At 46.5% G+C, this 24,775-nt stretch carries 26 protein-coding genes, 3 tRNA genes, 1 rRNA gene and 2 pseudogenes (1 of these 32 cut by a window edge); 4 read left to right on the plus strand and 28 right to left on the minus strand.

Translation table 11 applies throughout. The annotated features are described in order from the left end of the window. Window positions 1-19 precede the first annotated feature (19 nt). The 15 genes and pseudogenes from EBB54_RS32650 to EBB54_RS16200 form a co-directional block, all read right to left on the minus strand. Window positions 20-1,066: pseudogene (locus EBB54_RS32650) on the minus strand (collagen-like protein); the annotation flags it as partial. Between the two features lie 555 nt (window positions 1,067-1,621). After that, entirely contained in the window at window positions 1,622-2,032 is a 411-nt protein-coding gene (locus EBB54_RS16140) for a cupin domain-containing protein (RefSeq protein WP_004075301.1), read from the minus strand. 2 nt (window positions 2,033-2,034) lie between these two features. After that, window positions 2,035-2,733 (minus strand): carboxymuconolactone decarboxylase family protein, encoded by a 699-nt coding sequence (locus EBB54_RS16145; RefSeq protein WP_004075299.1) that lies wholly within the window; start codon window positions 2,731-2,733, stop codon window positions 2,035-2,037. Window positions 2,734-2,747: 14 nt separating this feature from the next. Continuing rightward, window positions 2,748-3,785 carry an aldo/keto reductase gene (locus EBB54_RS16150; protein ID WP_125130855.1) on the minus strand — a complete coding sequence of 346 codons (1,038 nt, stop codon included), beginning with the start codon at window positions 3,783-3,785 and terminating at the stop codon, window positions 2,748-2,750. A gap of 216 nt (window positions 3,786-4,001) precedes the next feature. Then, a complete protein-coding gene (locus EBB54_RS16155) occupies window positions 4,002-4,871 on the minus strand; it encodes a LysR family transcriptional regulator (RefSeq protein WP_125128202.1) in 870 nt (289 codons plus the stop codon). 283 nt (window positions 4,872-5,154) lie between these two features. Next, window positions 5,155-5,222 (minus strand) — tRNA-Asn (locus tag EBB54_RS30205). A 19-nt stretch (window positions 5,223-5,241) separates the two neighbouring features. After that, a complete protein-coding gene (locus EBB54_RS16160; protein WP_125128203.1) occupies window positions 5,242-6,150 on the minus strand; it encodes a HipA domain-containing protein in 909 nt (302 codons plus the stop codon). Between the two features lie 31 nt (window positions 6,151-6,181). Further along, window positions 6,182-6,466 (minus strand): hypothetical protein, encoded by a 285-nt coding sequence (locus EBB54_RS16165; protein WP_004075285.1) that lies wholly within the window; start codon window positions 6,464-6,466, stop codon window positions 6,182-6,184. A gap of 549 nt (window positions 6,467-7,015) precedes the next feature. Next, entirely contained in the window at window positions 7,016-7,879 is an 864-nt protein-coding gene (locus EBB54_RS16170; protein ID WP_125128204.1) for a TIR domain-containing protein, read from the minus strand. Window positions 7,880-8,094: 215 nt separating this feature from the next. Next, window positions 8,095-8,298: a helix-turn-helix domain-containing protein gene (locus tag EBB54_RS16175; RefSeq protein WP_125128205.1), complete on the minus strand. Its 204-nt coding sequence runs from the start codon at window positions 8,296-8,298 to the stop codon at window positions 8,095-8,097. Continuing rightward, window positions 8,270-8,728, minus strand: a complete 459-nt coding sequence (locus EBB54_RS16180) for an RNA polymerase sigma factor (protein ID WP_004075277.1) — start codon at window positions 8,726-8,728, stop codon at window positions 8,270-8,272. The genes EBB54_RS16175 and EBB54_RS16180 overlap by 29 nt, the downstream gene beginning before the upstream one ends. A 358-nt stretch (window positions 8,729-9,086) precedes the next feature. After that, window positions 9,087-9,260, minus strand: coding sequence for a cysteine-rich KTR domain-containing protein (locus tag EBB54_RS16185; protein ID WP_125128206.1), 174 nt, complete (start codon window positions 9,258-9,260; stop codon window positions 9,087-9,089). 3 nt (window positions 9,261-9,263) lie between these two features. Next, window positions 9,264-9,668 (minus strand): FMN-binding protein, encoded by a 405-nt coding sequence (locus EBB54_RS16190; RefSeq protein WP_125128207.1) that lies wholly within the window; start codon window positions 9,666-9,668, stop codon window positions 9,264-9,266. Beyond that, entirely contained in the window at window positions 9,665-10,234 is a 570-nt protein-coding gene (locus tag EBB54_RS16195; protein ID WP_125128208.1) for a flavodoxin family protein, read from the minus strand. The genes EBB54_RS16190 and EBB54_RS16195 overlap by 4 nt, the downstream gene beginning before the upstream one ends. Beyond that, a complete protein-coding gene (locus EBB54_RS16200; protein WP_125128209.1) occupies window positions 10,231-10,875 on the minus strand; it encodes a TetR/AcrR family transcriptional regulator in 645 nt (214 codons plus the stop codon). The genes EBB54_RS16195 and EBB54_RS16200 overlap by 4 nt, the downstream gene beginning before the upstream one ends. 274 nt (window positions 10,876-11,149) lie before the next feature. Between EBB54_RS16200 and istA the strand changes: the two genes are divergently transcribed. Genes istA through EBB54_RS16215 form a run of 3 tightly spaced genes read left to right on the plus strand, consistent with a single transcriptional unit; the run spans window position 11,150 to window position 13,859 of the window. Further along, on the plus strand, window positions 11,150-12,712 hold the full coding sequence (gene istA, locus EBB54_RS16205) for an IS21 family transposase (protein ID WP_125128210.1): 1,563 nt from the start codon (window positions 11,150-11,152) through the stop codon (window positions 12,710-12,712). Next, window positions 12,709-13,476: an ATP-binding protein gene (locus EBB54_RS16210; protein ID WP_125128211.1), complete on the plus strand. Its 768-nt coding sequence runs from the start codon at window positions 12,709-12,711 to the stop codon at window positions 13,474-13,476. Before istA ends, EBB54_RS16210 begins: the two co-directional genes overlap by 4 nt. 20 nt (window positions 13,477-13,496) lie before the next feature. Continuing rightward, window positions 13,497-13,859, plus strand: a complete 363-nt coding sequence (locus EBB54_RS16215; RefSeq protein WP_243127695.1) for a hypothetical protein — start codon at window positions 13,497-13,499, stop codon at window positions 13,857-13,859. A gap of 377 nt (window positions 13,860-14,236) precedes the next feature. Here the strand turns inward: EBB54_RS16215 and EBB54_RS16220 are convergent. The 9 genes and pseudogenes from EBB54_RS16220 to EBB54_RS16260 form a co-directional block, all read right to left on the minus strand. Further along, window positions 14,237-15,415, minus strand: a pseudogene (locus tag EBB54_RS16220) (type IV secretory system conjugative DNA transfer family protein); the annotation flags it as partial. Further along, window positions 15,412-15,903, minus strand: a complete 492-nt coding sequence (locus tag EBB54_RS16225; RefSeq protein WP_125128213.1) for a PcfB family protein — start codon at window positions 15,901-15,903, stop codon at window positions 15,412-15,414. The gene EBB54_RS16225 and the pseudogene EBB54_RS16220, both read right to left, overlap by 4 nt. 42 nt (window positions 15,904-15,945) lie before the next feature. Continuing rightward, window positions 15,946-16,257 (minus strand): DUF5720 family protein, encoded by a 312-nt coding sequence (locus EBB54_RS16230; protein ID WP_120476417.1) that lies wholly within the window; start codon window positions 16,255-16,257, stop codon window positions 15,946-15,948. Further along, window positions 16,250-16,612: a DUF7768 domain-containing protein gene (locus tag EBB54_RS16235; RefSeq protein WP_016223819.1), complete on the minus strand. Its 363-nt coding sequence runs from the start codon at window positions 16,610-16,612 to the stop codon at window positions 16,250-16,252. The genes EBB54_RS16230 and EBB54_RS16235 overlap by 8 nt, the downstream gene beginning before the upstream one ends. Window positions 16,613-16,662: 50 nt before the next feature. Further along, on the minus strand, window positions 16,663-17,547 hold the full coding sequence (locus EBB54_RS16240; RefSeq protein WP_125128214.1) for a DUF6017 domain-containing protein: 885 nt from the start codon (window positions 17,545-17,547) through the stop codon (window positions 16,663-16,665). 67 nt (window positions 17,548-17,614) lie between these two features. Then, window positions 17,615-17,806 carry a hypothetical protein gene (locus EBB54_RS16245; RefSeq protein WP_004054660.1) on the minus strand — a complete coding sequence of 64 codons (192 nt, stop codon included), beginning with the start codon at window positions 17,804-17,806 and terminating at the stop codon, window positions 17,615-17,617. Window positions 17,807-17,829: 23 nt separating this feature from the next. After that, complete coding sequence (locus EBB54_RS16250; RefSeq protein ID WP_004054662.1) at window positions 17,830-18,105, minus strand: DUF5720 family protein; 276 nt, start codon at window positions 18,103-18,105, stop codon at window positions 17,830-17,832. Between the two features lie 11 nt (window positions 18,106-18,116). Continuing rightward, complete coding sequence (locus EBB54_RS16255) at window positions 18,117-19,052, minus strand: ParB/RepB/Spo0J family partition protein (protein WP_125128215.1); 936 nt, start codon at window positions 19,050-19,052, stop codon at window positions 18,117-18,119. Continuing rightward, entirely contained in the window at window positions 19,009-19,830 is an 822-nt protein-coding gene (locus EBB54_RS16260) for a ParA family protein (RefSeq protein ID WP_125128216.1), read from the minus strand. Before EBB54_RS16260 ends, EBB54_RS16255 begins: the two co-directional genes overlap by 44 nt. A gap of 187 nt (window positions 19,831-20,017) precedes the next feature. Between EBB54_RS16260 and EBB54_RS16265 the strand changes: the two genes are divergently transcribed. Next, on the plus strand, window positions 20,018-21,247 hold the full coding sequence (locus EBB54_RS16265) for a DUF4368 domain-containing protein (RefSeq protein WP_125128217.1): 1,230 nt from the start codon (window positions 20,018-20,020) through the stop codon (window positions 21,245-21,247). Window positions 21,248-21,351: 104 nt separating this feature from the next. Here the strand turns inward: EBB54_RS16265 and EBB54_RS16270 are convergent. The 4 genes from EBB54_RS16270 to EBB54_RS16290 form a co-directional block, all read right to left on the minus strand. Next, a tRNA-Asn gene (locus EBB54_RS16270) sits at window positions 21,352-21,432 on the minus strand. An 11-nt stretch (window positions 21,433-21,443) separates the two neighbouring features. Beyond that, a complete protein-coding gene (locus tag EBB54_RS16275) occupies window positions 21,444-21,638 on the minus strand; it encodes a hypothetical protein (protein ID WP_125128218.1) in 195 nt (64 codons plus the stop codon). 505 nt (window positions 21,639-22,143) lie between these two features. Further along, window positions 22,144-22,215 (minus strand) — tRNA-Asn (locus tag EBB54_RS16285). 96 nt (window positions 22,216-22,311) lie between these two features. After that, window positions 22,312-24,775 (minus strand): 23S ribosomal RNA (locus EBB54_RS16290); it runs 430 nt beyond the window's last position.

The following is a 24,775-nucleotide window of genomic DNA, read 5'->3' on the forward strand; positions in this document are numbered from 1 at the left end:
GAGTAAAGAAGAGCATTTTTTCTCCTGCTCCTCTCCCGGCTGGGCCTGTAGCTCCAGTAGGTCCGGTGGCTCCGGTCGCTCCATCGGCTCCAGTTGGACCTGTGGCTCCGGTCGCTCCATCAGCCCCGGTTGGACCTGTGGCCCCGGTTACCCCATCTGCTCCGGTTGGACCTGTGGCCCCGGTCGCTCCATCTGCCCCGGTTGGACCTGTGGCTCCAGTCGCTCCATCAGCCCCGGTTGGACCTGTGGCTCCGGTTGCTCCATCAGCTCCAGTCGGACCCGTGGCTCCGGTCGCTCCATCGGCTCCGGCTGGACCCGTGGCTCCGGTCGCTCCATCGGCTCCAGTCGGACCTGTGGCCCCGGTCGCTCCATCGGCTCCAGTTGCTCCATCAGCTCCAGTTGGACCTGTGGCTCCGGTCGCTCCATCGGCTCCGGCTGGACCCGTGGCTCCGGCTGGGCCTGTGGCTCCGGTCGCTCCATCGGCCCCGGCTGGACCTGTGGCTCCAGTTACCCCATCTGCTCCGGTTGGGCCTGTTGCCCCGGCTGGGCCATCTGCTCCGGTTGAGCCTGTGGCTCCGGTCGCTCCATCGGCCCCGGTTGGACCTGTGGCTCCGGTCACTCCATCAGCTCCAGTTGGACCCGTGGCTCCGGTCGCTCCATCAGCTCCGGCTGGACCCGTGGCTCCGGTTGCTCCATCGGCTCCGGTTGGACCTGTGGCTCCGGTCGCTCCATCGGCTCCGGCTGGGCCCGTGGCTCCGGTCGCTCCATCGGCTCCAGTTGGACCCGTGGCTCCGGTTGCTCCATCAGCTCCAGTTGGACCTGTAGCTCCGGTCGCTCCATCGGCTCCGGTCGGGCCCGTTGCCCCGGCTGGGCCTTCATCTCCCTGGCACCCTTTAGGTCCTTGAGCTCCAATCGGACCAACTTCACCCTGAATGCCCTGGGGGCCGGTTACGCCCTGCGGCCCCATGGGTCCTATTGGACCGGTAGGTCCTGCCGGACCGGGAATCCCTCTAGGACCCTGGGGACCGGCATCTCCCTGAGGACCGACAGGCCCTGCTGGCCCAATAGGACCGGCAGGTCCGGCAGGTCCTATATCTCCTTTAGGACCTTCACAGCCAGGGTCACCTTTCGGCCCTATTTCTCCACGAACTCCCTGAATGCCTTGAATACCCTGGGGGCCTGCGTAGCCTCTCGGTCCGTCGCAGCCTCTCGGTCCTGGATTTCCGGTAGGTCCTACCGGACCTGTATCACCTCTTGGACCCCTTGCACCGGGAACGCCTGGAATACCCTGGGGGCCAATCGGGCCCGGTTCTCCTCTGTCTCCTTTAGGACCGGGACAACCGGTATCCCCTTTGATACCTTGAGGACCTGCCGGTCCCTGGTCGCCTTTGGGTCCCATAGGACCGCGGAGGCAGCACGAAGGTTGGCTTTGATTCTGACTGCAATCACATGAATGATTATGATTCATAAAAACACTTCCTTTTTGGAAAATATATTGAAAAATGCCTTTTTCATTAAATATATTATGCATTGCTCAGAAATTTGCCACATTTTGTAAGACTACAGAGTTTCTGTTTCTACCCCAACACAATAATGGAAAACAAATTACCACCTACTTTTTTCATTTCAAGGCAGCATAGGCAGCTTTGTCCACCGGCTCCAACCACTCGCTGCCCACATTTTCTCCGGGAACTTCCACGGCAAGATGTGTAAACCAGCTATCCTTTGCTGCGCCATGCCAATGCTTGACACCAGTGGGGATCACCACGACATCTCCGGGGAATAGTTCCCTCACCTCCCTGCCCCATTCCTGATACCAGCCCCGTCCATTCGTGCAGAGCAAAATCTGCCCGCCGCCTTTATCCGCCTTATGGATATGCCAATTATTACGGCAGCCCGGTTCAAAAGTGACATTGCCAATCGGCACGCCTTCCGTAGTAAGCATATTCAAAAAACTCTGTCCCACAAAATATGCTGCATAGGCATCGTTGGGACCGCCCATAGGAAAAATTGTTTTTATTATATCTTCCATAACTATATCTCCTTTCCTGCGTCAACTGCTTTGTTAATACAGTGAATCGCGTTCAAACTTCTCGGATAACCAATATAAGGCAAACACTGGGAAACCACCCGGATCAAAAACTCCTTATCGTTTCCCAAATTCATATTGCCCGCTGCATGGGCGATAAGCTGCGGTTCGCACCCTCCCTGAGCAGCTAAAAAGCAGAATGTAATCATTTCCCTTTGCGCCAGATCAAGTCCTGTCCGGGTATAGTAATCCCCAAAACAATTTGCCGCCAGCCAGCGGTTGATATGTCCGGCCTTCCATGCTTCTTTCACGTGCCCTCCAAAAATATCTGCCTGTGCCTGTATCCCTTTTTCAAGGCGGTTTTCCTGCGTTGTCGTGCTTTGCCCTTCTAAAGGTAATTCTATGCCGCGGCTTTCCAAAATGGAATTTGACGCCTTCAAGTAAGGGAGAACACGTCCGATTCCAAGATAATCTACCGCCTGATACACAATCTCTTTTACCGCAATCGGCGAAAGACCGGCATCCAACGCCCTGGGCAATACAAGGCGGTATTCTTCCATTCCCTGGCAGCCGATCAAAGTTGCCAGAATCGCCATATACCGGGTCTTGTCCTCAAGCTGCTGTCCCTCCTCATGCGGAACTTCTTCAAAAGTAACATGTTCAAAACGCTCCATAAATTCCGGATCTGTTACATACAAATTCATTTTGATTCCTCCATTCAGATTTTCTGGTTTCCGGTAGACCATACGTGGCTTTTCCTTGCCGAATCCTGCGTATTCTGTGCCATAACACCCACCAAGCTGTGCGGAGCATAAGATTCTTCTAAATAAAAAATTTCCTCCGCCGATAATGTCAGCTCCGTTGCCTTTGCCGCCCCTTCTATATGGTGGAGCTTTGTTGTACCAACCACAGGTGAAGTCACCTTTGTCAAAAGCCAGGCAAGGGAAATTTCTGTCATGGATACACCTTTTTGCCCGGCCAGTTCTGCTACTCTGTCAATAATTACGCCATCCTGCCCCGCAGTTGCATCATATTTTATCTTTGCATAACTATCCTCCTGCATACGCTTTGAAGTTTCGCCGGGATGTTTCGCAAGCCTGCCGCCTGCCAATGCACTATATGGCGTCGTCGCAATATCATCCTCCGCACACAGTTTTGCCATTTCCCGTTCTTCCTCCCGGAAAATCAGGTTATAATGTCCCTGTACTGATACGAACTTTACAAAACCCTCCCTTTCTGCCAGTGCGTTTGCCTTTGCAAGCTGGTAAGCATAACAGTTAGAAATACCAATATAGCGTGCCTTTCCAGCCTTCACCACATTGTTCAAGCCTTCCATAACGTCATAAAGCGGCGTTTCATAATCCCACATGTGGTAAATGTATAAGTCTACATAGTCCATACCAAGATTAGCGAGGCTTTTGTCTATCATCCGCTCAATATGCTGCTGCCCGGTAATGCCCTCCTTGATTTCTTCCAGTGTACGGGGTAGGAATTTTGTCGCAACCACAACATCGTCCCGCTTTGCATAATCCCAAAGCGCCCGGCCAAGATACTGTTCGCTGGTTCCACTCTGATAGGCGATTGCCGTATCAAAGAAGTTCACTCCCAATTCCAGTCCCCGGCGGATGATCTGACAGGAGTGTTTCTCGTCAACCGTCCATGTATGCTGCCCGTTTCCTGCCTCACCAAATCCCATGCATCCCATACAAATACGAGATACGATCAGATCAGACGTTCCAAGTTTTATATATTCCATCATGCAGCCTCCTACTCATTCTCCATTTTATTTATTTCAATCCACTGTCTTACATCATTTGTGTACTCCTTTTCGCAGAAAATATGAAGAAAACCTGGCACTGGCAGCTTTTCTTCATACGATGATATAAAAAATGTAGGTATTCTTCCCGAACACCTACATTTTAACGAACCGCACAAAAAATGTATAATACCCCTTTTATATGACAAGAAATGCCTAAATAGCATTTTTTATTGTTTGTATAAAATGTGCGGAAATCTTATTCATTGCCTGATTCTTTTTCCAGACAAGAACAGAACCCGTTTCCAGCACAGGCATAAGCGGTACAAAACATAAATCGTCATGGTACTTAATACCGAGATCAAAGCATAAAGCCGTTCCAACTCCACCCCTTACCATTGCCGCCGCATTGATAATAAGATTATATGTTGCGGAAATATGGAGCCGCTCATAATATTCTCCAAACCAACTGGACAATTCATTTTTTACCAGATCACGCTTCACCATCAATAAGGGAACATCTGCCAGATCCTCCGGACGAATATGCTTTTTCAATGCTAATTCTGAATCCCTGCGTGTAAGGATTCCCCATTGTTCTTTATACGGCATACGTGCAAATTCGTATTTACTAATATCAACGGGCTCTGCCAGAAGCCCCATATCCAAAATGCCCTTTTCAATGCGTTCTTTAATATCGTCCGCAATCGCGCTGTGAATACTGAATTGCACGAGAGGATATTTCTGCTGAAAATCCCGAATCTGTTCTGAAAGAAACACCATACTTTTGGTTTCTCCGCACCCAATGGCAATCTCGCCTGACAGCATATCCTCTTTGTGTGAAAGCTCCCGCACAGTCTTATCTGACAGCAAAATCATTTCCTGCGCCCGGCGTTTCAACAGCATCCCATCCTCAGTCAAAATAATGCTGTGTCTGCTTCTATGAAATAATTTAACTCCTAATTCTTCTTCAAGCTGCATAAGCTGCCGGGAAAGTGTAGGCTGCGTAATGTGTAAAAGAGCCGCTGCTTTTGTAATATTTTCTTCTCTTGCGACCACCAGAAAATACTTCAAAACTCGAAATTCCATAGAATACTGCCTCCTCTGCTTTCAGTCAATTGTAGCAGATTGTCCGTGCCGTATCAACATAGTAAGAAGTAAGAAATGCTTTTTTGACATACTCATAAACAATGCCCTTTTGTCCATAGCTTGTCCCTGTTTTGGCAAATTGCGTATTATTTACCCCTTTTCCATTTACGGTTAACACTCACACGATTGCTTATGCAGATATGCAATCTATGGTACCTCGCCCTGAGACCAATTCTTAAAATAAAAAAACCGCAAGCACTAATGTTTACGGATTTTTTCAAGCTCCCTGAGTTGGGCTCGAACCAACACCCCCCTCGGTTAACAGCCGAGTGCTCTACCATTGACACAATCGCACACCGAAAAACTAATACTATCGTTCCATCTGATATTTGCTTACTTGTTTAGACATTCGTTTTACGGAATAATCCAAGATACGTTCCTTCCTTGTCATCAACATTGTTCTATAAAACTCTTTTTGCAAATCACTGATAAATGGCGTTTTTTCAATTACATTAAAAATCTCCTTCATATCTATCCGCGATAAAATCCGTAACAATGCTCTATTACACTCCTCATTGTCTAACGCAGAAATAAATTCGTAGTAATTAATTTTCTTTCCATTGTTCTGAATAGCCGATAACGGGATATTAAAAATGCGATGATTAATTTCTTGTTTATCTGCAAGAATCTTCATAATCATTCTTTCATCTGCTTGTGGATACAAGCAACTCCCACAAGCAAAAACCGGCGCCAGTGTTAATTCATCCGATTGTACATGATACAAAAAACCCCAATTACCATTATGTCTGTCCCAGTTACCAATAAAAGCATCCACAATAAACATATCCCAAAATCGTTCTCTTATTTTCTCCGGCTCCATTGCCGTCTGTTCATCAAATACAGAAAGAATGTCCGTAAGCTCTGTGCCATATCCATTTCGCTCTGAATCAATAATCTGATTTTTTAAAGACGCAAAATCCTGCAGTTCAATCCCAACAGAAGTAAAATCTTTACATGCAACAACAATTTTTTCCACACCCTTTTTTGTCTTATATGTTCCAAGAATCGTTTCCTGCACAGGAACCCCTGCTTTTTCAAATATCTTACATCCCAAATACTCCGAAATGCAACTGTTGCTATAACTCATATCGTGATTTTTCATCGGATGCGGCGGAAATTTAAGCATATACTGTTCCCCATTATATACAATCGATATTTTGCTTCCATTTGCCCCCGCGTATGATTTATTTCTTTTGGGTAATTCTGTAAAGTCTATCATATCCGAACATCATATTCCTTTCTTTTAACTATTATTCAATAAATTCATGTTTTTCTATACGCAGATATTTTTCACGCAAATACCACGCCTGTTCACTGCTTATCATTCCATTTACTTCTGTTGTGTTGATATCGCTTTGCAGATTACAGAAATCACAATCCCATTGCAGATACTCTTCCCCTGCGTCTAGTTTCTTCCATGCCTTTTTCATCTGCTCTATAGATTCCTGTAAAAAACATGGCAAGCCACACTCTAAATATCCACGATCAAAAGGCAAGCCGCTTTTCTCATCGTATTCAGCTATTCGCGAAGCCAATTCATCACCCTCTTAATTTTTATTGCTTTCACTTATTTGATTATTTATATATTATAATCTATTCTCCGACTATCTTCAATTGATTAATACAAAAAAAGAAACCCTGCATAAACTCAATACAAGGTTTCATTACATGAAAAGCCGAACCTCTACTTTTGCTTCCATATATCCCGTAGATAATTTTTCCTTCTTTTATTTTTCATTGAGCCATTGAGTATTATCTTTTTCGGTTAACAGTACATTGCTTTCTCGAATCCTTCTCTTCTATTCTGAGTATAACAAAAGCCCGTAAATACTGGAGTTTACGGTGATAAGGAAGTATAGAAACTAACTTATTATTAACGCTGACAAACAGAGTGCAAACAAGGGCAGAGAACATATCACTGTATTAGCGATTAGTTCTCTGCTTTGTTCTTTTTATATAGTTACGCAATAGAAACCAATCTTATAAAGTAGGCATATAAATCTCTTGCCTTGCCATTTCTATATCTATAAAGCCACATAATTCAAGGGGAAATTCTTTTCTATTGCGTAACATCCATATACTATTTAATTCTTCGGATATAACAATTCATACAATTTTTCAGCAATCTCTTTTGGTGTCATAAATGCCGTATTCATTGCCATTTTTCCTGCCAAAGAAGGACTGAAATTTTGCACCTCTTGTTTGGTAATATTGTGCCATATCGGCAGTATTAGTTTTCCGCCATTTGACTCTCTTTGAAAAAGCCCTTCTAATTCATAATTTGTCCAATATTTGCTAATATAACTGCGAGATAATATAACCACACCAAATTTTGATTTTTTTAGTCCTTTATCAATCTCTGTTCGAATACTATCCCCCCACTTAATAGATATTGCATCATACCAAACTTTAAGACCAAAATCATTCTGCAATAGCTGAACAAACTCGTTGGCAAAACTTTCTTTATCTTCTGTAGAATGTGAAACAAAAACATCATATTCCTCCATAGAATCAGTTTCAAATATTTTTTGTTCTGCCGTGGAAATAGATTCTTCCCTTTGAATTTGTTTGGTTAATTCATCTATTTGTCGTTCATAAGCTGCAAAAATATTTTGTTGCTGCTTTGCTAACTTTTTTGCTTGTGAATCTTCTTCTTTTTGCAGCTTATTAGCGGCATCTACTCTCTTTTTTCTTTTTTCAGCTAATTTTTGATTTATATTTGCCTTATCAGTAAGTATTTTAGAAAGTTCCTTTTGATAATTTTGAATCTGTCGCATTTTTGATTGGTATGTACTCTGTGATGTATTTTTGGTAATGCTACGCTGTACATCACCAATTCTTTTTGTTTTATCAGCTTCTTTTTTTACTAAATCCGCCATTTTCTTTTCTAAATCCGCAATATCCTTATCTATCTGATTAACGGAACGCTGTGCTTGTTCAACACTCATAAATTTACCACCTTATATTATACAAAACTACTTTTCCATTATTATTTTAGTCTTATTCTGCAAGAAAAGCAACCCTTTATGCCATAATAAATTGAGGGCGAAAGCAGTTTACTGATTTCGCCCTCTTGACTACCCACAAGCAAAAGTGGGAAAAGCTGTCAAGGGCGCATAGCGCAAAGTTTACCCTTGACAGCTTTTCCTGTCTTTGCTACTTCCTATCGGTCGAAGCGGAATTTCAATATGGCTTCAACCAGTTTAGCCTTTAGCCTGTCTTGTGTATCGTCATTGATATGCCCCTTATACATAGATAGGTATTTGATATATGCGGTGTAGTGCCGCAATACTGCGTCTACCGCTTCCGGCTCTCCGGCAACGGCTTTTTCGATTACCTCAAAAGGTATCAATTTTTTGTTCCTCATGTTTCAATCTCTCCCATTCTTTCCGCAACTGTTTCAGCGCAACATTTCTTCGACTGTTTATCGTACTTCTGCAACGCCTGTACAGTCTGCCGATTGCTTCATCACGATAGCCGATGAAGTAATAAAGCAACAAGACTTCCCGCCTTAATTGCGGCAATCTTGATAATGCCGTTGCTAACCGTTCATCATCAACGATAACTTCCTTTCCAAACACAAGAAATACAGTCGGCTTGTCCCGTTTTTCAAAGTAAATATCCATAGCATACAGCTCAAAATATCTTTCTGACATCAGATAGTCAAGGGATATTTCCCGTTCCGCTTTCCGCTTCAAATCTCGCCATGCGTTAATGGCTTCATGGCGTAGGACAACCTTGCAGAACGCATTGAACGCATATTCGATATGTTCCATGAACTGTTCAGAATATCTCATTTTTACTCACCCCCTTTCTTCCCGGTAGGGGGCTATTACAACAAACGCCCATACAACATGAAGCGGTATAGGTGTTTGGGTAATGTGAGTTATTAAGACATACTACATGATGTGTGTATTCATATCCATAGGCACAATAGTCCTTATTAATGGCTCGGCTTTTTTTGACAGGTCAACGGCTATACGATTTTGTTGCTGACATACTTTACATTCCATCACGATACCCTTTGTTAGCTGTAATACACAATCTGCTGACTTTGTAAAAATTGCTTTCTTGAACATAAAGAGAGCCGACAAACTGTGATTTCTCACAAGTCTGTCGGCTCTGCGTCTTTTATGCGTCTGGCTCTTCACTTTATTAAAATTTTTTCTCGATAACGGTTATATGCAATTCTTTTACGTCAATCCAATTTTCCTGTTTACATTTCGGACAGTAAAGAGGAAAATTTTTCAATTCTGTATCTAGCCGAATTTGTAACCTTGTTTTGCTCCCGCAGACAGGGCAATAAATCCACTCTGTTTTCCTGCTCATTTTCTATTTTTCTCCTGTTAAGGCATTTTCAACAGCTTTCTTGATGACGATGCTTGAATTTGTTGCCCCCGATACTGCGTCAACATCTATTTTCTGTTCTTCAATGATTCTGTCAACAACAACTTCTGCGCGGCTTCCACGCCCGTTTTTATGCTCCAGAATATCAATGTTTGTAATCACTCCGTTTTGAACCGTTACTTCCACTTTGGCATAAACAAAATCCACGTCATATTCTCCGACATAACCCCCATCGGGAACATTGGAAATATCTAAATTGCTGAACGTTGTTTCTTTTACTGACCTTTTATACTCTGCCACGCTTTTCAGATAAACCGCCGTAAAAATCAAAACAATAAGGAAAAGAAAAATTGCTGTAAAGGACAGGATTCTTTTTCGGGATAATTTCATTTCAGACACCTCTCAATCTTTTTCATTGTTCGCTTAGGCAGTTCTTTCTTATTCTTTGCATTTGCACATACCACTTTTCCCGCCGACTTCATGCCTGCGGTCTTGAAAAATTCGTCCATACTGCGGATTGCCCCTCTGCTTTGTCCGAATATCCACGAAAAAGGCGCGGGAGTATTGCAGGAAGTCAAAATCATATATTGTTTCCCCCGTAAGCGTGGTGTTGGAAATGTGTTTGTTTCTTCCATAGCCGTTCCCAGTAGTCGGTCAAATAAGTTTTTGACAGACGCCGGAACATTTGCCCAATAGACAGGGGCGGCAAGGATAACAAGCTGACTCTTATGTAATAGCGGGGCGATTTCCTGTATATCATCTTTCTGAATACAAATATGTGTATCCATGCAAGTCCGGCAACCGGTGCAGAAAGTAAGTTTCTTTTCATACAGAGTGATTTTTGTTACAGCATAACCTGCCTGTTCAGCTTTATGAACTGCGAAATTCAGCATGGCTGCTGTTGTCCCATTTGTATGAGGACTGCCTAAAATGGCAAGCACATTTTTTTCACTCATAAACTTTTCTCCTTAATCGCAAGCGAATGATAAACAAGGGAAAAACCATATTCCAAAAACTTTATTTTAGATAATCCCATTGATTTTTTAATATATTCTTCTTTGTTTGCGGCAAGCTGAATGATTCCGGAAAGCATACCCCAAAAATTAAATATAGCAGGCATAATATCCAAATCATTTCGTAAATCTCCCTTTTCCATGCCGGATAACAAAAAGTTTTTTATCTTTTCATTTATTTCTTCTCCAATTTGATAAGTTTCCCTTTCTTCCGACAGATACTCTTTGCTCTCAAAATCAATGTTGATTTTATCCAATACCATTTTGAAATAAAAAGGAAATTCCTCCTGATACTGTACCAGCCCGCGGCAGATAAAGTCATATCTTGCTTTTGTGGTTTCATGCTGTATCAGAGCAGAAGAGATATAGTCATAAAGTTTTTTCATACTGTTCAATACCAAAATACCGACTATCTCCTCTTTATTTTCAAAATATACATATAGTGTTGCCTTGCTGTATCCGGCGGCTTTCGCTATATCGTCCATAGAAGTCGCGGTAATTCCCCTTTCCATAAATAAAGCAGATGCCGCAGACACTATGTTTTCCCTGTGTACACTTCTAGGCTCTTTCTTTCTTCGTCCCATGTGTTCCTCCTTGCAATAATTAAACTTATGGTTTAATTATATAGAGAATATTTCTTCTTGTCAATGAGGTTTAGAGATAAATGATTATTCTAATGCTTGGGAGCCATCTATTTAAAGCTTGAGAGCCACCTGAATCCAGTGTATTTTAAAGCTTGGGAGCCACCACTATATATTGTGGTCATCCAAATATATTGCTTAAGATAAGACCCCTCTTTTAAGATGTGTTTATGAAAAGTACCCGTACTTTTCAAATACATTTTAAAGGAGGTTTTCTATGTTTAAGAAAACAAAAGTAAGACAGATCCTTGAACTTCTTCACAAGGATCTAAGTGCCAGAGAGATCTCTAAAACTTTGAAGGTCTCTCGTAATTCTGTTGCATTTGTGAAAGAATCTTATGACAAATGTGACAAAGACTGGGATGAAATATGTCTGATGAACGATGACGAGATCTATCACCTTTTTTATCCCCATACCTTCAGGCCTAGAAACAGATTTGCTCCAGTGGACTATTCGTATGTCCACAGTGAATTGAAAAAGGTCGGGGTTACAGAAATGCTGCTATGGGAGGAATACTGTGAAAAGTGTAATGCACAAGGGATTTCCCATTGCTGTTATGCTACATTCGCAAATGGCTATAAACGCTTTATAGCTGATAAAAATTATACCAGTCATATCGAACACAAACCGGGAGTAACTCTAGAGGTTGACTGGTCAGGTCCTACGATGAGCTACATGGATCCTGACAAACAGGAACAGCAAACGGCATATCTGTTTGTTGCGGCTTTTCCGTACAGCCAGTATACCTATGTAGAGGCTGCCGCTTCTATGAACCAATCAGACTGGCTGTCGTGCAATGTCCACATGCTGGAATTCTTTGGCGGGACACCTGTAAGGATTGTCTGTGACAACCTAAAAACAGGCGTGATCAAACACCCGAAACATGGAGAGGTCGTGCTGAATGATTCCTATTTATCTTTTGCAGAACACTACCAGGTTGCAATTATGCCGGCACAGGTAAAGAAACCCAAACAGAAAGCAAGTGTCGAAGGCGCGGTGGGAAAAATTGCAAGAAAGATCATCGGCATGCTCAGAAATGAAACTTTTCATTCTATAGAAGGGCTTAATTCGGCAATCAGAAAAGTGCTTGACAGGCTAAATGACAAACCCTTCCAAAAGAGAAACGGCAGTAGAAAAACAATTTATGAGCTGGAGGAAAAACCATATCTCAGAACCCTGCCAATGCTTCCCTTTGAGATCTGTGAATGGTCATATAATCACAAAGTAGGCCCGAATTCCCATATATGGTTTCACAAGGGACAATACTCTGTTCCAAGCAGTTACATAAATAAATACGTTGATGTGCAGTATAACAGTTCTCTTGTTTGTATCTACGCCTCACATCAATTAGTAGCTGAGCATAAACGTATTCCCACAGGCATTCGGAATGCGAAAAGAACAGAGATGTCCCATCTTCCATATCCAATATACACTCCGGATACAATGGAATCAACGCTGAATAAAGCAGAAGCTATTGGCAACAGTACAAGAACCGTAATAGGCAGGTTGTATGACAATGCAAAAGTAAAAGAACAGGCTCTTGTAGATGCAAGAACCGTATTGGATATCGCTGGTGTATATGGTAAAGATATCCTTGAAACAGCTTGCAGCCTTGCACTTAAGGACTTTCATCTGATTACTTACAACACGCTTATGCCTTATATGAAAAGAGCTGCAAAAAACAGAAAAAATGATCTTACAAAAAAGAACGTAAAAGATCATAAGCAGGGAATCGTAAGAGGTGCGGATTATTATAGAGAGGATGGTAAAAATTTATGAATACAGAGATCAAGAAACAATTATCAGTATTAGAACTCAGTGATTTAGTGGCTGTGATCGAGGCTCAGGAAAAAGAAGTATCTTTTGTTGACCTGACTTACAATGAGAGACTGGAACATCTGCTCTCAGCTCTAATAACAGAACGGCAGAACAGACTGATCACCAGGCTGACAAAGAATGCAGATTTAAAGTATCCCAATGCAAGCCTTGAAACTTTAGACTGTGATGCACGAGAGATCAGTAGGGAGAAAATCGCAAATCTTGCAACCATGGGATTCGTAGGTGCTGCAACAAACCTGATCATTACAGGCCCGACGGGTGCCGGGAAAACCTATCTTGCATGTGTCCTGGGTGTAGAAGCATGTAAACAGACTCTCCGGACGTGTTATATCAGAATGCCGGATATGCTGGGACATTTTCAGGCCCACAAAGATAACCTCAGAGAGCAGGTACGATACCGGAAGAAACTGGGAAACTATAAAGTGCTGATCATAGATGAATGGCTGAACTATAAGATCAATGAGAAAGAGTCAAAATTCATATATGAGTTGGTAGAACAGCGTTGTGGAAATAATCCGACGATCTTTGTCGGGCAATACGAGGTCTGTGACTGGCATGAACGGTTAGGCGGTGGAACCCAGGCCGATTCTATTATGGACCGGATCATACATAACTCTTATTCCATACCGACTACCGAAAATAACCTCAGAAAGCTGTACGATTCTCAAAAAGCCAGAAAACTTATGGAGTCCTTAAACTCATAAAAACGCAGATTTATTTTTGTATGTGGCAGACGATAAATCAACCGTTAGCAGGAAACACTGATGACTCTTTAGATGCCACAACATTTATTCCTTTTATCAGGAGGTTTTTAATGAAAATAAAGTTAGACGAACCGACCATTCCTAATGATATTCGACAAAAAATACGAAATCTACGAGTATTGCTTGATCTGGCAGACAATTTAAGGGATGAAATCCTGGCATGGTATACAGCCGAGCTAAAATCTTATGATTTCAGAGCTGATGCACAGCAAGAATTATTTAATCCTGGAACAGGAACCACTGTTGAAGGGATATCAGAACTTGCCATCATGGAGGCACTTTCCGAGCTTCAGATTTTTAATGAAGTAAGAAAGAAAAAATGAGGTGAAATTTATTTGCCATTAATTTGAAGCTGTTATTTTAAGCTTTGTTCAAGTTTTATGCAAAAGATTGTCTCGGTGATTTCGATTAGCAGACAAAGAGAGGGCAGAGCCGGTCATCAAAGGTTCTGTCTTCTTTCGTTCAAAAAGAGAATATGCTGGAAAAATAAGATTTCGAGGAATTTCGTATCAACATAACTGGCCAAAGGTCTGCTTTGTTATTTCTTAATTTTATTCAGGAACATTCCAAAATTACTCTGGACAATTCATGATATTTTCAGTACAACTATATCTTGTATCTTATAGATGGCCCCCAAGCACTAAAATCAGGACGGATTTTGGGTGGCTCTCAAGCTTTAAATTGGTGGCTCCCAAGCATTAGAATAATCAGTATCGCTCATAATGAGAAATAAGGCGGTTTTTTTGTCCCCCAGGGTGTCCAGTTCCAGCTCGTCATAGGCTGTGACCTCCCGCAGCTCGGCAATATCGAATACCGCCAGCCGCGCGCCGCAGGAAATCAGAATCGACTTCGCGGTTTTGCCCGCCGCCAGCTTATATTTTTTGTACTGCCGCACCGCGAAATGGTTGGGCTTCTCGGATTCCAGCGCGTCAAACATCAGATCAACGGGGTTTTTGTACTCCTCATCGTCCTCCCGGACCTCCATCGCGTTAATAAACTCAATCAGGGTGGAGAAGTTCTGTTCTTCCACCGGGGCCTCGTAGTGGATATATCCAATCAGGGCGCAGTACAGCAGCGTTTCCGCTTTGACCCAGAAATCGTCACCGGCTTTCCCTTCGCCCTTGGTATTGGCAATCAGGGTTGTCACCAGCTTCAAAATGTCCTTTTCGCTGTGGATATAGGCGAAAGGATTATATTTCATGGATTTTTTGAAGTTGATGGTATTCAGCACCTTGATCCGGTACGGCTCATAGATGGTATTGCCGTTCTTGTCTTTCATGGGCTTTCCGTCCTTATCCAGCTTCGGCGCGCCCCGTTGGAGCAGCTTTCCACATTCGACCAGGATTGTGCCTTTCGGATCAGTAACCACATACGAGCTATGGAGCTGCATCAGGTTGGGCTTGAGCCAGAAGCGGGTCTTGCCGGAGCCGGAACCGCCGATTACCAGCACATTTTTGTTACGGGCGGTCTTGGGGTCCTTGGGGCGGCTGCTCATGGTAAGGCGTTCCGTCTGGGTAAGGATTACATTGTTCTGGAATACCGGATCGACATAAGGGGCGATGTCCTGGGAATTTCCCCATCTCGCGGAACCGTACTCAATATTCGGGCGGTATTTCTTGGCGTTTTTGCCCTTCATGTAGACAGCCAGCCGGAGCGCCGCGCCGCAGCACAGCCCGACCAGCAGGTCCAGCGGGTGAAAGCTGGGCCAGAAACTTCCAAGAGCCGCCGGAAGGACGGAGATCAAAGACAATACCTTTTCCGAAGCGTCCGCGCCCTGGGCCATCCGCCACGCCTCCCCGAAGTTGGTGGCGAACAGCCCCATCAGGATATAGGGCAGGTTCAGCAAAACGAGCTTTTTGATGTTCAGGGGCTTTTTCATCGTTCCAGCTCCTTTCGCCTGGTGCGGTCCACCACCGCGTTTTTCACCAGCTCCTTGAACTGGTTCAGCTTCGCCAGCACAGACGGGCGGGACGCCTTGCGGACCTTCTTCTGGGTGTACTCGGTAAACGCGGAGGTCAGCGCGTCCGCGTCGCGGGCCTTGAAAAAGACCAGATATTTGGGCGGGGAGCAGCTGCGGTCCTTCTTTACCGCGTAATCCACGCCGTACTTCCGGGCAACCCGTTCAAACGCCTTGATGGAAGGGTCTGTGATCTCAAGATTGGACACGCCCTGGTTCTGCCCGATGAGCTGCTTCACCGTCTGCTTTCCCTGGGGCTTGACCTCCGCGCCCTTTTCCCGCTGTTTCTGCATCTTTTGCTCTTTCAGGTGCGCCAGATACTTCATAATTGCCGCTTTGAACAGCCTGCCGGTGAACTTTGTGCCGCTGACAATGAGCGTCAGGGTTTTGCTTTCCACTTCGTCCTGCATGGGTGTTTCGCCTCCTCTCTATGGATTTTCTGCATGGTTTCTCTATCGGAGCTGGTCTTGCCGGTCATAGTGCAGATGGCCGTTTCTGACCTTCGCATGGCTCACAATCCTGATATGCCCCTGCTCCTGGCGTTCCAGGGACTTTTTATATCCCTCCTCGGTGAGAAAGGCGCGGCTGCGTTCCCCTTTCCAGCCAACAGGGGAATCAGCGGTCAGGGTATCAAAAATAATCATGTGCCGGGTGTCCTCCGCGAACCGGTTTAAGTCCATGTAACTATGGCCGGAATACTCCCGCGCCCCGGCTTTAAGCCGCATTTCCTCCATCAGCTGGCCGATGGTCTTTTGCTCAGGCATGGTGTGCGCCCCCTTTCTCCCGGCCCTGGCCTTTCACCGTCAGAATCCCGTCCAGTGTGGTGGCGGTGATCCGCAGGCGTTCCGCGGTGGCAATATCGTTTTTGACCGTTTCATCGGTCGAGTGTCCACAGACCACCAGCACATGGGAGCGGCGCAGGTAATCTCTGGCGATGTCGATTCCGTCTTTGTGTTCCTGGGGGATTTCATCTTTCAAAAACAGCGGCAGGAACAAAACAGGGCAGACCGGGGAATATCCGGCGTCATACACCTGGCGGCAGTAGCTGGCGGCGCTTGCCGCGTTTTCATGGGGGTTCTTGCTCCAGGGAGCGGTGATATACGCAAGCGGTCGTTTCATAACAGATTCCTTTCTCCCGGCAGTTCCGGGCAGACAAAAACGGCCAGCTTTCAGAAGCCGCCGTACATATCGTGGTTGACCTGTGAGGTGTAATGGTTGCTCATGGTGGTGGGCGCGTTGAACAGCACCGTCAAAAGGTACTGCTTCATGTTCCGTACCTCGGTGGTGTTCTTTTGCAGGCAGTCCATGACAAACTCGATGTGGGAGCTGTCCAGCTTCAGGAAGCGGGAGCGCACTACCTCATGGGGGAAGTCCGCCCCGGCAATCCGGGTGGTCTTACGCTTCGCGCAGACCGTTTCCACCAGCAGCTCCACAATCTCGTCCAAATCCTCCCGGTAGGTCCCAAACCGCTGTTTGAGGCAGTCATACTCGATATTCTCCAAAATCAGCTCCCGATAACTTTCCATCTCTGTGAGCGACATCGTTTCCCTTCGCTTCGGTTCCGGTGGCTTTGCCGCCGTTCCCCGGAAGGGAATGGAATCGGTAATTGATCCGTCAGTAATTGATTTTTGGGTATTTGATTTCTCTATATTTATTTGCGTTGGATTTTCCGTTGACGGTTTTCCCGTTGCCGGATTATCCGTTGTCGGAAAACCCGACAACGGTTTTTCCAACAACGGTTGGGCGGGCGGTTCCTCTGTTACCGGACGCTCATAAATCACATACTCGTTGGCGCTGAACTTGCCGCCCGCGTCGGTGGTCTGGCGGCGCTTGATGTACCCCGCCTTTTCCAGCTCATTAACTGCGGAGCGGATCGCGTCCTTGCTTTCCCGGTTGATAACAGCCAGGCCGGAAAGGGTGTAGTCCCAATCCTCCGGCAGTGAGAGCATTTGGGACAGTAGGCCCTTTGCTTTCAGGCTCAGGCTCTTGTCCCGCAGATGATAGTTGCTCATAACGGTGTATCCCTGTGTGCGTTCTACGCGAAAAACGGCCATTTTCTGCACTCCTTTCGTTTCCCAGGGCATGAAAAAAGCCACAATCCCGTAAAAAGAATTGCGGCGTTCATTTGCTGGCTGACTTCTGCCTGTACCGGTGAAAAAACGGCGGCATGGGCGGTTTGTCAAACAGGCTCTCTAACTGCGGAAACGTCAGGGTTTGAAAAATCCGGTCAATCTCAATGGTTTCCATGTTTCGCTGGGAGCGGCAGTCCTCCCGGATGGCTTCTCTGATTTCCTTAACGGTACACATATTCATTCCTTCCTCTCAATTTGTCGGGTTTACGGGTGGCGTTTCTTTTTGGGCTTGAAGTCCAGGATATGCCCCTCAATGACGCGGGCATACCGTTTGATTTTGATGTCCCGGCGTTTCTGGCTGGCGAGAACGGCCTGGTAGCCGTCCTCGTCCAGAAACAGGCGCGTTTCATCGCCGGGTGCGCCGTAGGCGGTGCGGGGCCGCAGGACGGAAAACTCCACCATCCAGCGGGTCTTATCCTGAAACCGTTCCACAGCCAGTATGTTGTGGCCCTTTAACTCCCTGGCAACGTGATCTCTCATAGGCGCTCCTTTCAGCGTTCCTGATCTCTCTGACGCTTTTTCTGCCACTGTTCCAGCAGTTTGATGATGGTTTCCTGCATCCGGGCAGGGGTGTAGCTTTTGGGAAAATACTTCCGCAGGGTGTCGGAGGTAAACGTCACCTTGTCCAGATCGCTTTTCTTTTCCTCGCCCATAATCGCCCGCATTACGTCTATGGATAAACGACCCTCCTGACTGAATTTTTTGAGCCGCTGGGCTTGGGAAAGGGAGGGGGTGGCCTGTTCGCTGTCCATCGCGTCCAAAAGCTGGGTCTGTTCTTCTTTTTTGAGAAAGGAAAGCTCATAGGCCGGGTTCAGGGCAATTTTCTTTTCGTCCACCATGTTCAGCAGTTCGGGGATTAACTCGGTCAGGCGGATGTAGCGGAAAATCTGGTTTTTACTCTGACCGACCTGTTCCGCCAGAACCTCGCTGGACTTCTTCCCAAAATCGTTCCCAACTTGGGAACAATTTTCTTTGGAGGGCCGACCTGCTTGCCGTTTCATAGCTTCTAATTTCATCTTGTAGGCAAAGGCCCTTTCGCTGGGGAGCAGGCTTTCCCGTTGTAAATTGCTGTCAACCATGATAATCGTGGCGGCGTCATCGTCCAAATCCCGGACAATCACCGGCATGGTTTCTTTCTCTGCCAGTTCACTGGCCCGATGCCGCCTGTGTCCGGCTACCAGCTCATAGCCGCCGCTGGGGTCAGGACGGGCGATAGCAGGAACAAGAACGCCGTACTGCCGGATGCTGTCCGCTGTTTCCATCATGGCATCATCATCTTTGACCTTGAAGGGGTGTCCCTTGAACGGGTGCAGCTCGCTCAAAGAGATTTCTACCACCTTTTCCCGCCCCGCGTCGGCGCGGCTTTCCTCGGTGGTAAACAGATCATCGACCGATGCCAGCTCTACTTTTTTCGCGCTGCTTTTCAAGTTTCAACACCTCCTTAGTCAGATTTGCGTAACCCTCCGCTACTTTGCCGCCTGGGTCATGGGCGAAAATGCTCTTGCCCTCTGCGCTGATTTCCTTTGCCCGGACAGAATGGGGAATCTCGGTTCCGAACACCTTGATTTTACTGCCGTAGGTTTCCCGCAGCAGGGCGGCAATCTCTTTGGCGAAGTTAGTGCGGTTGTCCACCATTGTCAGCAGAATACCGTCTATTTGCAGTTTCGGGTTGATCTGCCGCTTGACTTTGGCTACCGTAGAGAGCAGCTGTTCCAGCCCTTTGGCGGGCAGGTACTCCGCCTGGACGGGGATTATGATCCGGTTGGCGGCGGCCAGGGCGTTGACGGTGAGCATACCCAGGGAGGGCTGGCAGTCTATGAGGATATGGGAATACTGCCCCTTTACACTGTCCAGATATTGCCGCAGAATCGTTTCCCGGCTCATAGCGTTTACCAGCGACACCTCCATGCCGGACAGCTGAATATCCGCTGGCATCAGGTCCACGCCCTCCGGGTGGCGCAGAATCCCCTCGCCGGGGCGAACCGGCTGATCGGTCAGGATACGGCCCATTGCGTCAGAGAGGGTAAAGGGCAGCTTATCCGGCTGGGGATTGCCCAGGCTGATGGTCAGGCTCCCTTGCGGGTCCCCGTCAATGAGAAGCACTTTCTTTCCGGCCTGCGCCAGTCCAATCCCTAAGTTGGCACAGGTTGTGGTTTTGCCCACACCTCCCTTTTGGTTGGCGATGGCGATGATTTGCGTGTTCAAGATAATCACCTCGTTTCTTGGTATGAAAAAAGGGAGAATGTGACCGGAATCAACATTCTCCCTTAGAAACGATATGTGATTGTGCAATAATCTGTCTTTTGTGAGGTTAGCTTTTGAGAGCCATCTCGCCGCAAACCCGCATGAATACTGGATTTTGCCTGTTTGCTTTCCCTTTCCCCAATAACCTGTGTTCAACGATTTTTACGCCAAAGACACAAGCAAAAAGGTACGGGCAATCAAACGGGCGCAGGGGCAGGCGGGGGAACATCTGACAAAGCCGCCCTACGGCTACATTGTAAGCCCTACGGACAAAAGGCAATGGATTGTAGACGAGGAAGCCGCCGCTGTGGTGAAACGGATTTTTGATTTATGTATCGGTGGGAAAGGTCCCATGCAGATAGCAAAAATCCTCAAGGAAGATAAAGTACCGACTGCCAAAGCCTACTATGCCGAGAAAAAGGGGAAAGCACTTCCCGAAAATCCTTACAACTGGAAAGACAGCACGATTGTCGGCATTTTGGAACGTATGGACTATTGCGGACATACCGTAAATTTCAAAAGCTATTCCAAATCCCACAAATTGAAAAAGCGGATTCCAACCACAAAGGAACAGCAGGCTATCTTTTTCAATACCCATGAAGCGATTGTGGAGGACGCTGTTTTTGAACGGGTGCAGGAACTAAGGGCGAACAAACGCCGCCCCACAAAGGCAGAGCGGCAAGGTTTATTCTCCGGCTTGGTATACTGTGCAGACTGTGGGAGTAAATTACATTTTGCCACTTGCAGAAGTTTTAACGGTTCACAAGACCATTACCGCTGTGCAAAGTACAAGAGCAATACTGGAAGCTGTACGGCTCACTTTATCCGCGAGGAAGTGTTGAAGCAGATAGTATGGAGCAGGATATTTGACGTGACCGCCCTTTTCTTTGATGACATCATGGCTTTCCATGAAATGATGTACGCACAACGCTCTGCCGAAACGGAAAAGGAAATGAAGCGCAGGAAACGGGAAGTCGGACAGGCAAAAAAACGGATTGTAGAACTTGACCGTACCTTCAAGCGGATTTATGAGGATGACATAAGCGGCGCAATCAGCCACGACAGGTTTTTGAAGCTGTCCGCAGAGTATGAAGCGGAACAGCGAGAACTGGAAGAAAAGGTCAAGGCAGACCAGCAGGAAGTCGATACCTACGAACAGAACAAGAGCGACTTTGACAGCTTCGCCGCAATTATCCGCAAGTATGTGGGGATAAAGGAACTCACTCCCGCAATTGTCAATGAATTTATCAAGAAAATCATAGTCCATGCGCCGGAAAAGGTAGACGGAAAACGGGTACAGAAAGTGGATATTGTTTTCAACTTTGTAGGTGAACTCAATTTCCTTTCTGCCAGTCAACCGAAACAGCAAGGCGCATAAAAACTCGGAAAGACGGTACAGCCCTCGTAATCGGGGCTATACCGCCTAATCTGATATTACTTTCTTATCACCGCAAACCTTGACGTATACGGACTTTTCTTAAGCTCCCCGAGTTGGGCTCGAACCAACACCCCCTCGGTTAACAGCCGAGTGCTCTACCAACGGATGCGTTCGCACACCGAAGAAATATGAATTTTTATGCCCCTTTTTCTACGCGGCTTCTCGGCAGATTAACACGTCTGAATTTTAGAGCCCTCTCTGGGGTTGTCTCTGGACAATCTTCATCAAAAACAACTGGTCTCTTTCTTGCCTCCGCAAGAGCAGCCTTTTCATCCTCCGAAAAAGCAAGAGATTCCATCATTTCTTTCGTCATTCCATTAGTATTTACCATAATACAGCCCCCTTTCAAAATTTGTTGCAAATCTGGCAGATATTAATCTTGTAACACCTGTTTTCCTTCTATATCAATGCCTTGATACTCTAGCATTTTTCCCGCTTTCACTTATTTGATTATTCATATTATAATCTATTCTCCGACTATCTTCAATTGATTAATACAAAAAAGAAACCCTGCATAAACTCAATACAAGGTTTCATTACATGAAAAGCCGAACCTTTATTTTGGCTTCTCTACATCCCGTAGATATTTTTTCCTTCTTTTAATTTTCTTTGTTGTCATTCCTAAGCAAGCATAATCCTAAACTACAATTTTTCCATTTTGCGCAAAAAGCCACTACTAAACGCCTAATGATATGTTTCAATAAATGTAACTCTTTCATTGAGCCATTGAGTATTATCTTTTTCGGTTAACAGTACATTGCTTTCTCGAATCCTACTCTTCTATCTTGAGTATAACAAAAGCCCGCAAACGCTGACGTATACGGACTTTTCTCAAACTCCCCGAGTTGGGCTCGAACCAACAACCCCTCGGTTAACAGCCGAGTGCTCTACCATTGAGCTATCGAGGAATACACTATTTAATTAGCACACCTTCAAAACTACACACGAAGAAAGAAATGATCATTTATCCTATCCTTACTGCTCTTACAAGCATCAACCACCTCTTGGTTATGCCCTCGACCTATTAGTGACGGTCAGCTACATACATTACTGCACTTCCACCTCCGCCCTATCTACCTCGTCGTCTTCAAGGGGTCTTACTGAATTAACTTCATGGGATATCTCATCTTGAGGGGGGCTTCACGCTTAGATGCCTTCAGCGTTTATCCCCGCCCGGCTTGGCTACTCTGCCATGCTCCTGGTGGAACAACAGATTCACCAGCGGCCGGTCCATCCCGGTCCTCTCGTACTAAGGACAGCTCCTCTCAAATATCCTACGCCCGCGCCGGATAGGGACCGAACTGTCTCACGACGTTCTGAACCCAGCTCGCGTACCGCTTTAATGGGCGAACAGCCCAACCCTTGGGACCTACTCCAGCCCCAGGATGCGATGAGCCGACATCGAGGTGCCAAACCACTCCGTCGATGTGAACTCTTGGGAGTGATAAGCCTGTTATCCCCAGGGTAGCTTTTATCCGTTGAGCGATGGCAATCCCACTTTATACCACCGGATCACTAAGTCCTACTTTCGTACCTGCTCCACCCGTCGGTGTCGCAGTCAAGCTCCCTTATGCCTTTGCGCTCTTCGAATGGTTTCCGACCATTCTGAGGGAACCTTTGAGCGCCTCCGATACCCTTTCGGAGGCGACCGCCCCAGTCAAACTCCCCACCTGACATTGTCCCACGGCCGGATCACGGCCGCTGGTTAGAAACCCAGCACTACAAGGGTGGTATCCCAACGTCGGCTCCATGGCAACTGGCGTCGCCACTTCTTTGCCTCCCACCTATCCTGTACATGCAATACCGAGTCCCAGTGTCAAGCTGGAGTAAAGCTCCATGGGGTCTTTCCGTCCTGGCGCGGGTAACCAGCATCTTCACTGGTATTTCAATTTCACCGGGTGCATTGTTGAGACAGTGCCCAAATCATTACGCCTTTCGTGCGGGTCGGAACTTACCCGACAAGGAATTTCGCTACCTTAGGACCGTTATAGTTACGGCCGCCGTTTACTGGGGCTTAAGTTCAAAGCTTCGCTTGCGCTAACCTCTCCCCTTAACCTTCCAGCACCGGGCAGGCGTCAGCCCATATACCTCACCTTTCGGTTTCGCATAGACCTGTGTTTTTGCTAAACAGTTGCTTGGGCCAATTCTCTGCGGCCACATCTCTATGGCACTCCTTCTCCCGAAGTTACGGAGTCATTTTGCCGAGTTCCTTAACAATGCTTCTCCCGTCGGCCTTAGGATCCTCTCCTCATCCACCTGTGTCGGTTTACGGTACGGGTACCATATGAACAATAGCGGCTTTTCTCGGCAGCTCGGCCACACGCTTCCCTACTTTAATTCGGTCCGTATCACGCTCTCCCATTATACACCGGATTTGCCTGATGTACTGGTACTTCGCTTACACCGGTCTTTCCAATCCCGGCTCGTGCTCTCCTCTCTGCGTCCCCACAGTTCTGTCATATGGCAGTACAGGAATTTCAACCTGTTGTCCATCGGCTACGTCTCCCGACCTCGCCTTAGGCCCCGACTTACCCAGGGCAGATCAGCTTTACCCTGGAAACCTTAGATATTCGGCCGGAAGGATTCCCACCTTCCTCTCGCTACTCATTCCGGCATTCTCTCTTCGGTACAGTCCACAGCTCCTTTCGGTACTGCTTCTTCCCGTACCCAATGCTCCTCTACCAGCCATCATTCGATGGTTCCTAGGCTTCGGCAGTGTGTTTCAGCCCCGGACATTTTCGGCGCAGGACCTCTCGACTAGTGAGCTATTACGCACTCTTTTAATGTATGGCTGCTTCTGAGCCAACATCCTAGTTGTCTTTGAAATCCCACATCCTTTTCCACTTAACACACATTTTGGGGCCTTAGCCGCAGGTCTGGGCTCTTTCCCTCTCGACTGTCCAACTTATCTCGTACAGTCTGACTCCCATACACCATCTACGCGGCATTCGGAGTTTGATATCCCTTGGTAAGCTTTGACGCCCCCTTAGGAATTCAGTGCTCTACCTCCGCAAGACTTGTATGAGGCTAGCCCTAAAGCTATTTCGAGGAGAACCAGCTATCTCCGGGTTCGATTGGAATTTCTCCCCTATCCACACCTCATCCCCACCCTTTTCAACGGATGTGGGTTCGGCCCTCCATTGCCTTTTACGGCAACTTCAGCCTGGACATGGATAGATCACCCGGTTTCGGGTCTGCTCCGACTGACTCCGGCCCTATTAAGACTCGGTTTCCCTTCGGCTCCGGACCTTTAGTCCTTAACCTTGCCAGCCAGCGCAACTCGCCGGACCGTTCTACAAAAAGTACGCGGTTCCACATCTATCGTGGTTCCACAGCTTGTAAACGTATGGTTTCAGGTTCTCTTTCACTCCCCTCCCGGGGTCCTTTTCACCTTTCCTTCACAGTACTATGCGCTATCGGTCACTAAGTAGTATTTAGCCTTACGGGGTGGTCCCCGCACGTTCCCAC

The sequence above is a fragment of the Schaedlerella arabinosiphila genome (genome assembly GCF_003885045.1).
Classification (GTDB): Bacteria; Bacillota; Clostridia; order Lachnospirales; family Lachnospiraceae; genus Schaedlerella; species Schaedlerella arabinosiphila.

Coding starts and splice junctions, on each gene's coding strand:
- EBB54_RS16140 (WP_004075301.1), bottom strand. CDS start 2,032: ATGGAAGATATAATAAAAACAATTTTTCCTATGGGCGGTCCCAACGAT.
- EBB54_RS16145 (WP_004075299.1), bottom strand. CDS start 2,733: ATGAATTTGTATGTAACAGATCCGGAATTTATGGAGCGTTTTGAACAT.
- EBB54_RS16150 (WP_125130855.1), bottom strand. CDS start 3,785: ATGGAATATATAAAACTTGGAACGTCTGATCTGATCGTATCTCGTATT.
- EBB54_RS16155 (WP_125128202.1), bottom strand. CDS start 4,871: ATGGAATTTCGAGTTTTGAAGTATTTTCTGGTGGTCGCAAGAGAAGAA.
- EBB54_RS16160 (WP_125128203.1), bottom strand. CDS start 6,150: ATGATAGACTTTACAGAATTACCCAAAAGAAATAAATCATACGCGGGG.
- EBB54_RS16170 (WP_125128204.1), bottom strand. CDS start 7,879: ATGAGTGTTGAACAAGCACAGCGTTCCGTTAATCAGATAGATAAGGAT.
- EBB54_RS16175 (WP_125128205.1), bottom strand. CDS start 8,298: ATGAGGAACAAAAAATTGATACCTTTTGAGGTAATCGAAAAAGCCGTT.
- EBB54_RS16180 (WP_004075277.1), bottom strand. CDS start 8,728: ATGAGATATTCTGAACAGTTCATGGAACATATCGAATATGCGTTCAAT.
- EBB54_RS16185 (WP_125128206.1), bottom strand. CDS start 9,260: ATGAGCAGGAAAACAGAGTGGATTTATTGCCCTGTCTGCGGGAGCAAA.
- EBB54_RS16190 (WP_125128207.1), bottom strand. CDS start 9,668: ATGAAATTATCCCGAAAAAGAATCCTGTCCTTTACAGCAATTTTTCTT.
- EBB54_RS16195 (WP_125128208.1), bottom strand. CDS start 10,234: ATGAGTGAAAAAAATGTGCTTGCCATTTTAGGCAGTCCTCATACAAAT.
- EBB54_RS16200 (WP_125128209.1), bottom strand. CDS start 10,875: ATGGGACGAAGAAAGAAAGAGCCTAGAAGTGTACACAGGGAAAACATA.
- istA (WP_125128210.1), top strand. CDS start 11,150: ATGTTTAAGAAAACAAAAGTAAGACAGATCCTTGAACTTCTTCACAAG.
- EBB54_RS16210 (WP_125128211.1), top strand. CDS start 12,709: ATGAATACAGAGATCAAGAAACAATTATCAGTATTAGAACTCAGTGAT.
- EBB54_RS16215 (WP_243127695.1), top strand. CDS start 13,497: ATGTGGCAGACGATAAATCAACCGTTAGCAGGAAACACTGATGACTCT.
- EBB54_RS16225 (WP_125128213.1), bottom strand. CDS start 15,903: ATGCAGGACGAAGTGGAAAGCAAAACCCTGACGCTCATTGTCAGCGGC.
- EBB54_RS16230 (WP_120476417.1), bottom strand. CDS start 16,257: ATGCCTGAGCAAAAGACCATCGGCCAGCTGATGGAGGAAATGCGGCTT.
- EBB54_RS16235 (WP_016223819.1), bottom strand. CDS start 16,612: ATGAAACGACCGCTTGCGTATATCACCGCTCCCTGGAGCAAGAACCCC.
- EBB54_RS16240 (WP_125128214.1), bottom strand. CDS start 17,547: ATGGCCGTTTTTCGCGTAGAACGCACACAGGGATACACCGTTATGAGC.
- EBB54_RS16245 (WP_004054660.1), bottom strand. CDS start 17,806: ATGAATATGTGTACCGTTAAGGAAATCAGAGAAGCCATCCGGGAGGAC.
- EBB54_RS16250 (WP_004054662.1), bottom strand. CDS start 18,105: ATGAGAGATCACGTTGCCAGGGAGTTAAAGGGCCACAACATACTGGCT.
- EBB54_RS16275 (WP_125128218.1), bottom strand. CDS start 21,638: ATGGTAAATACTAATGGAATGACGAAAGAAATGATGGAATCTCTTGCT.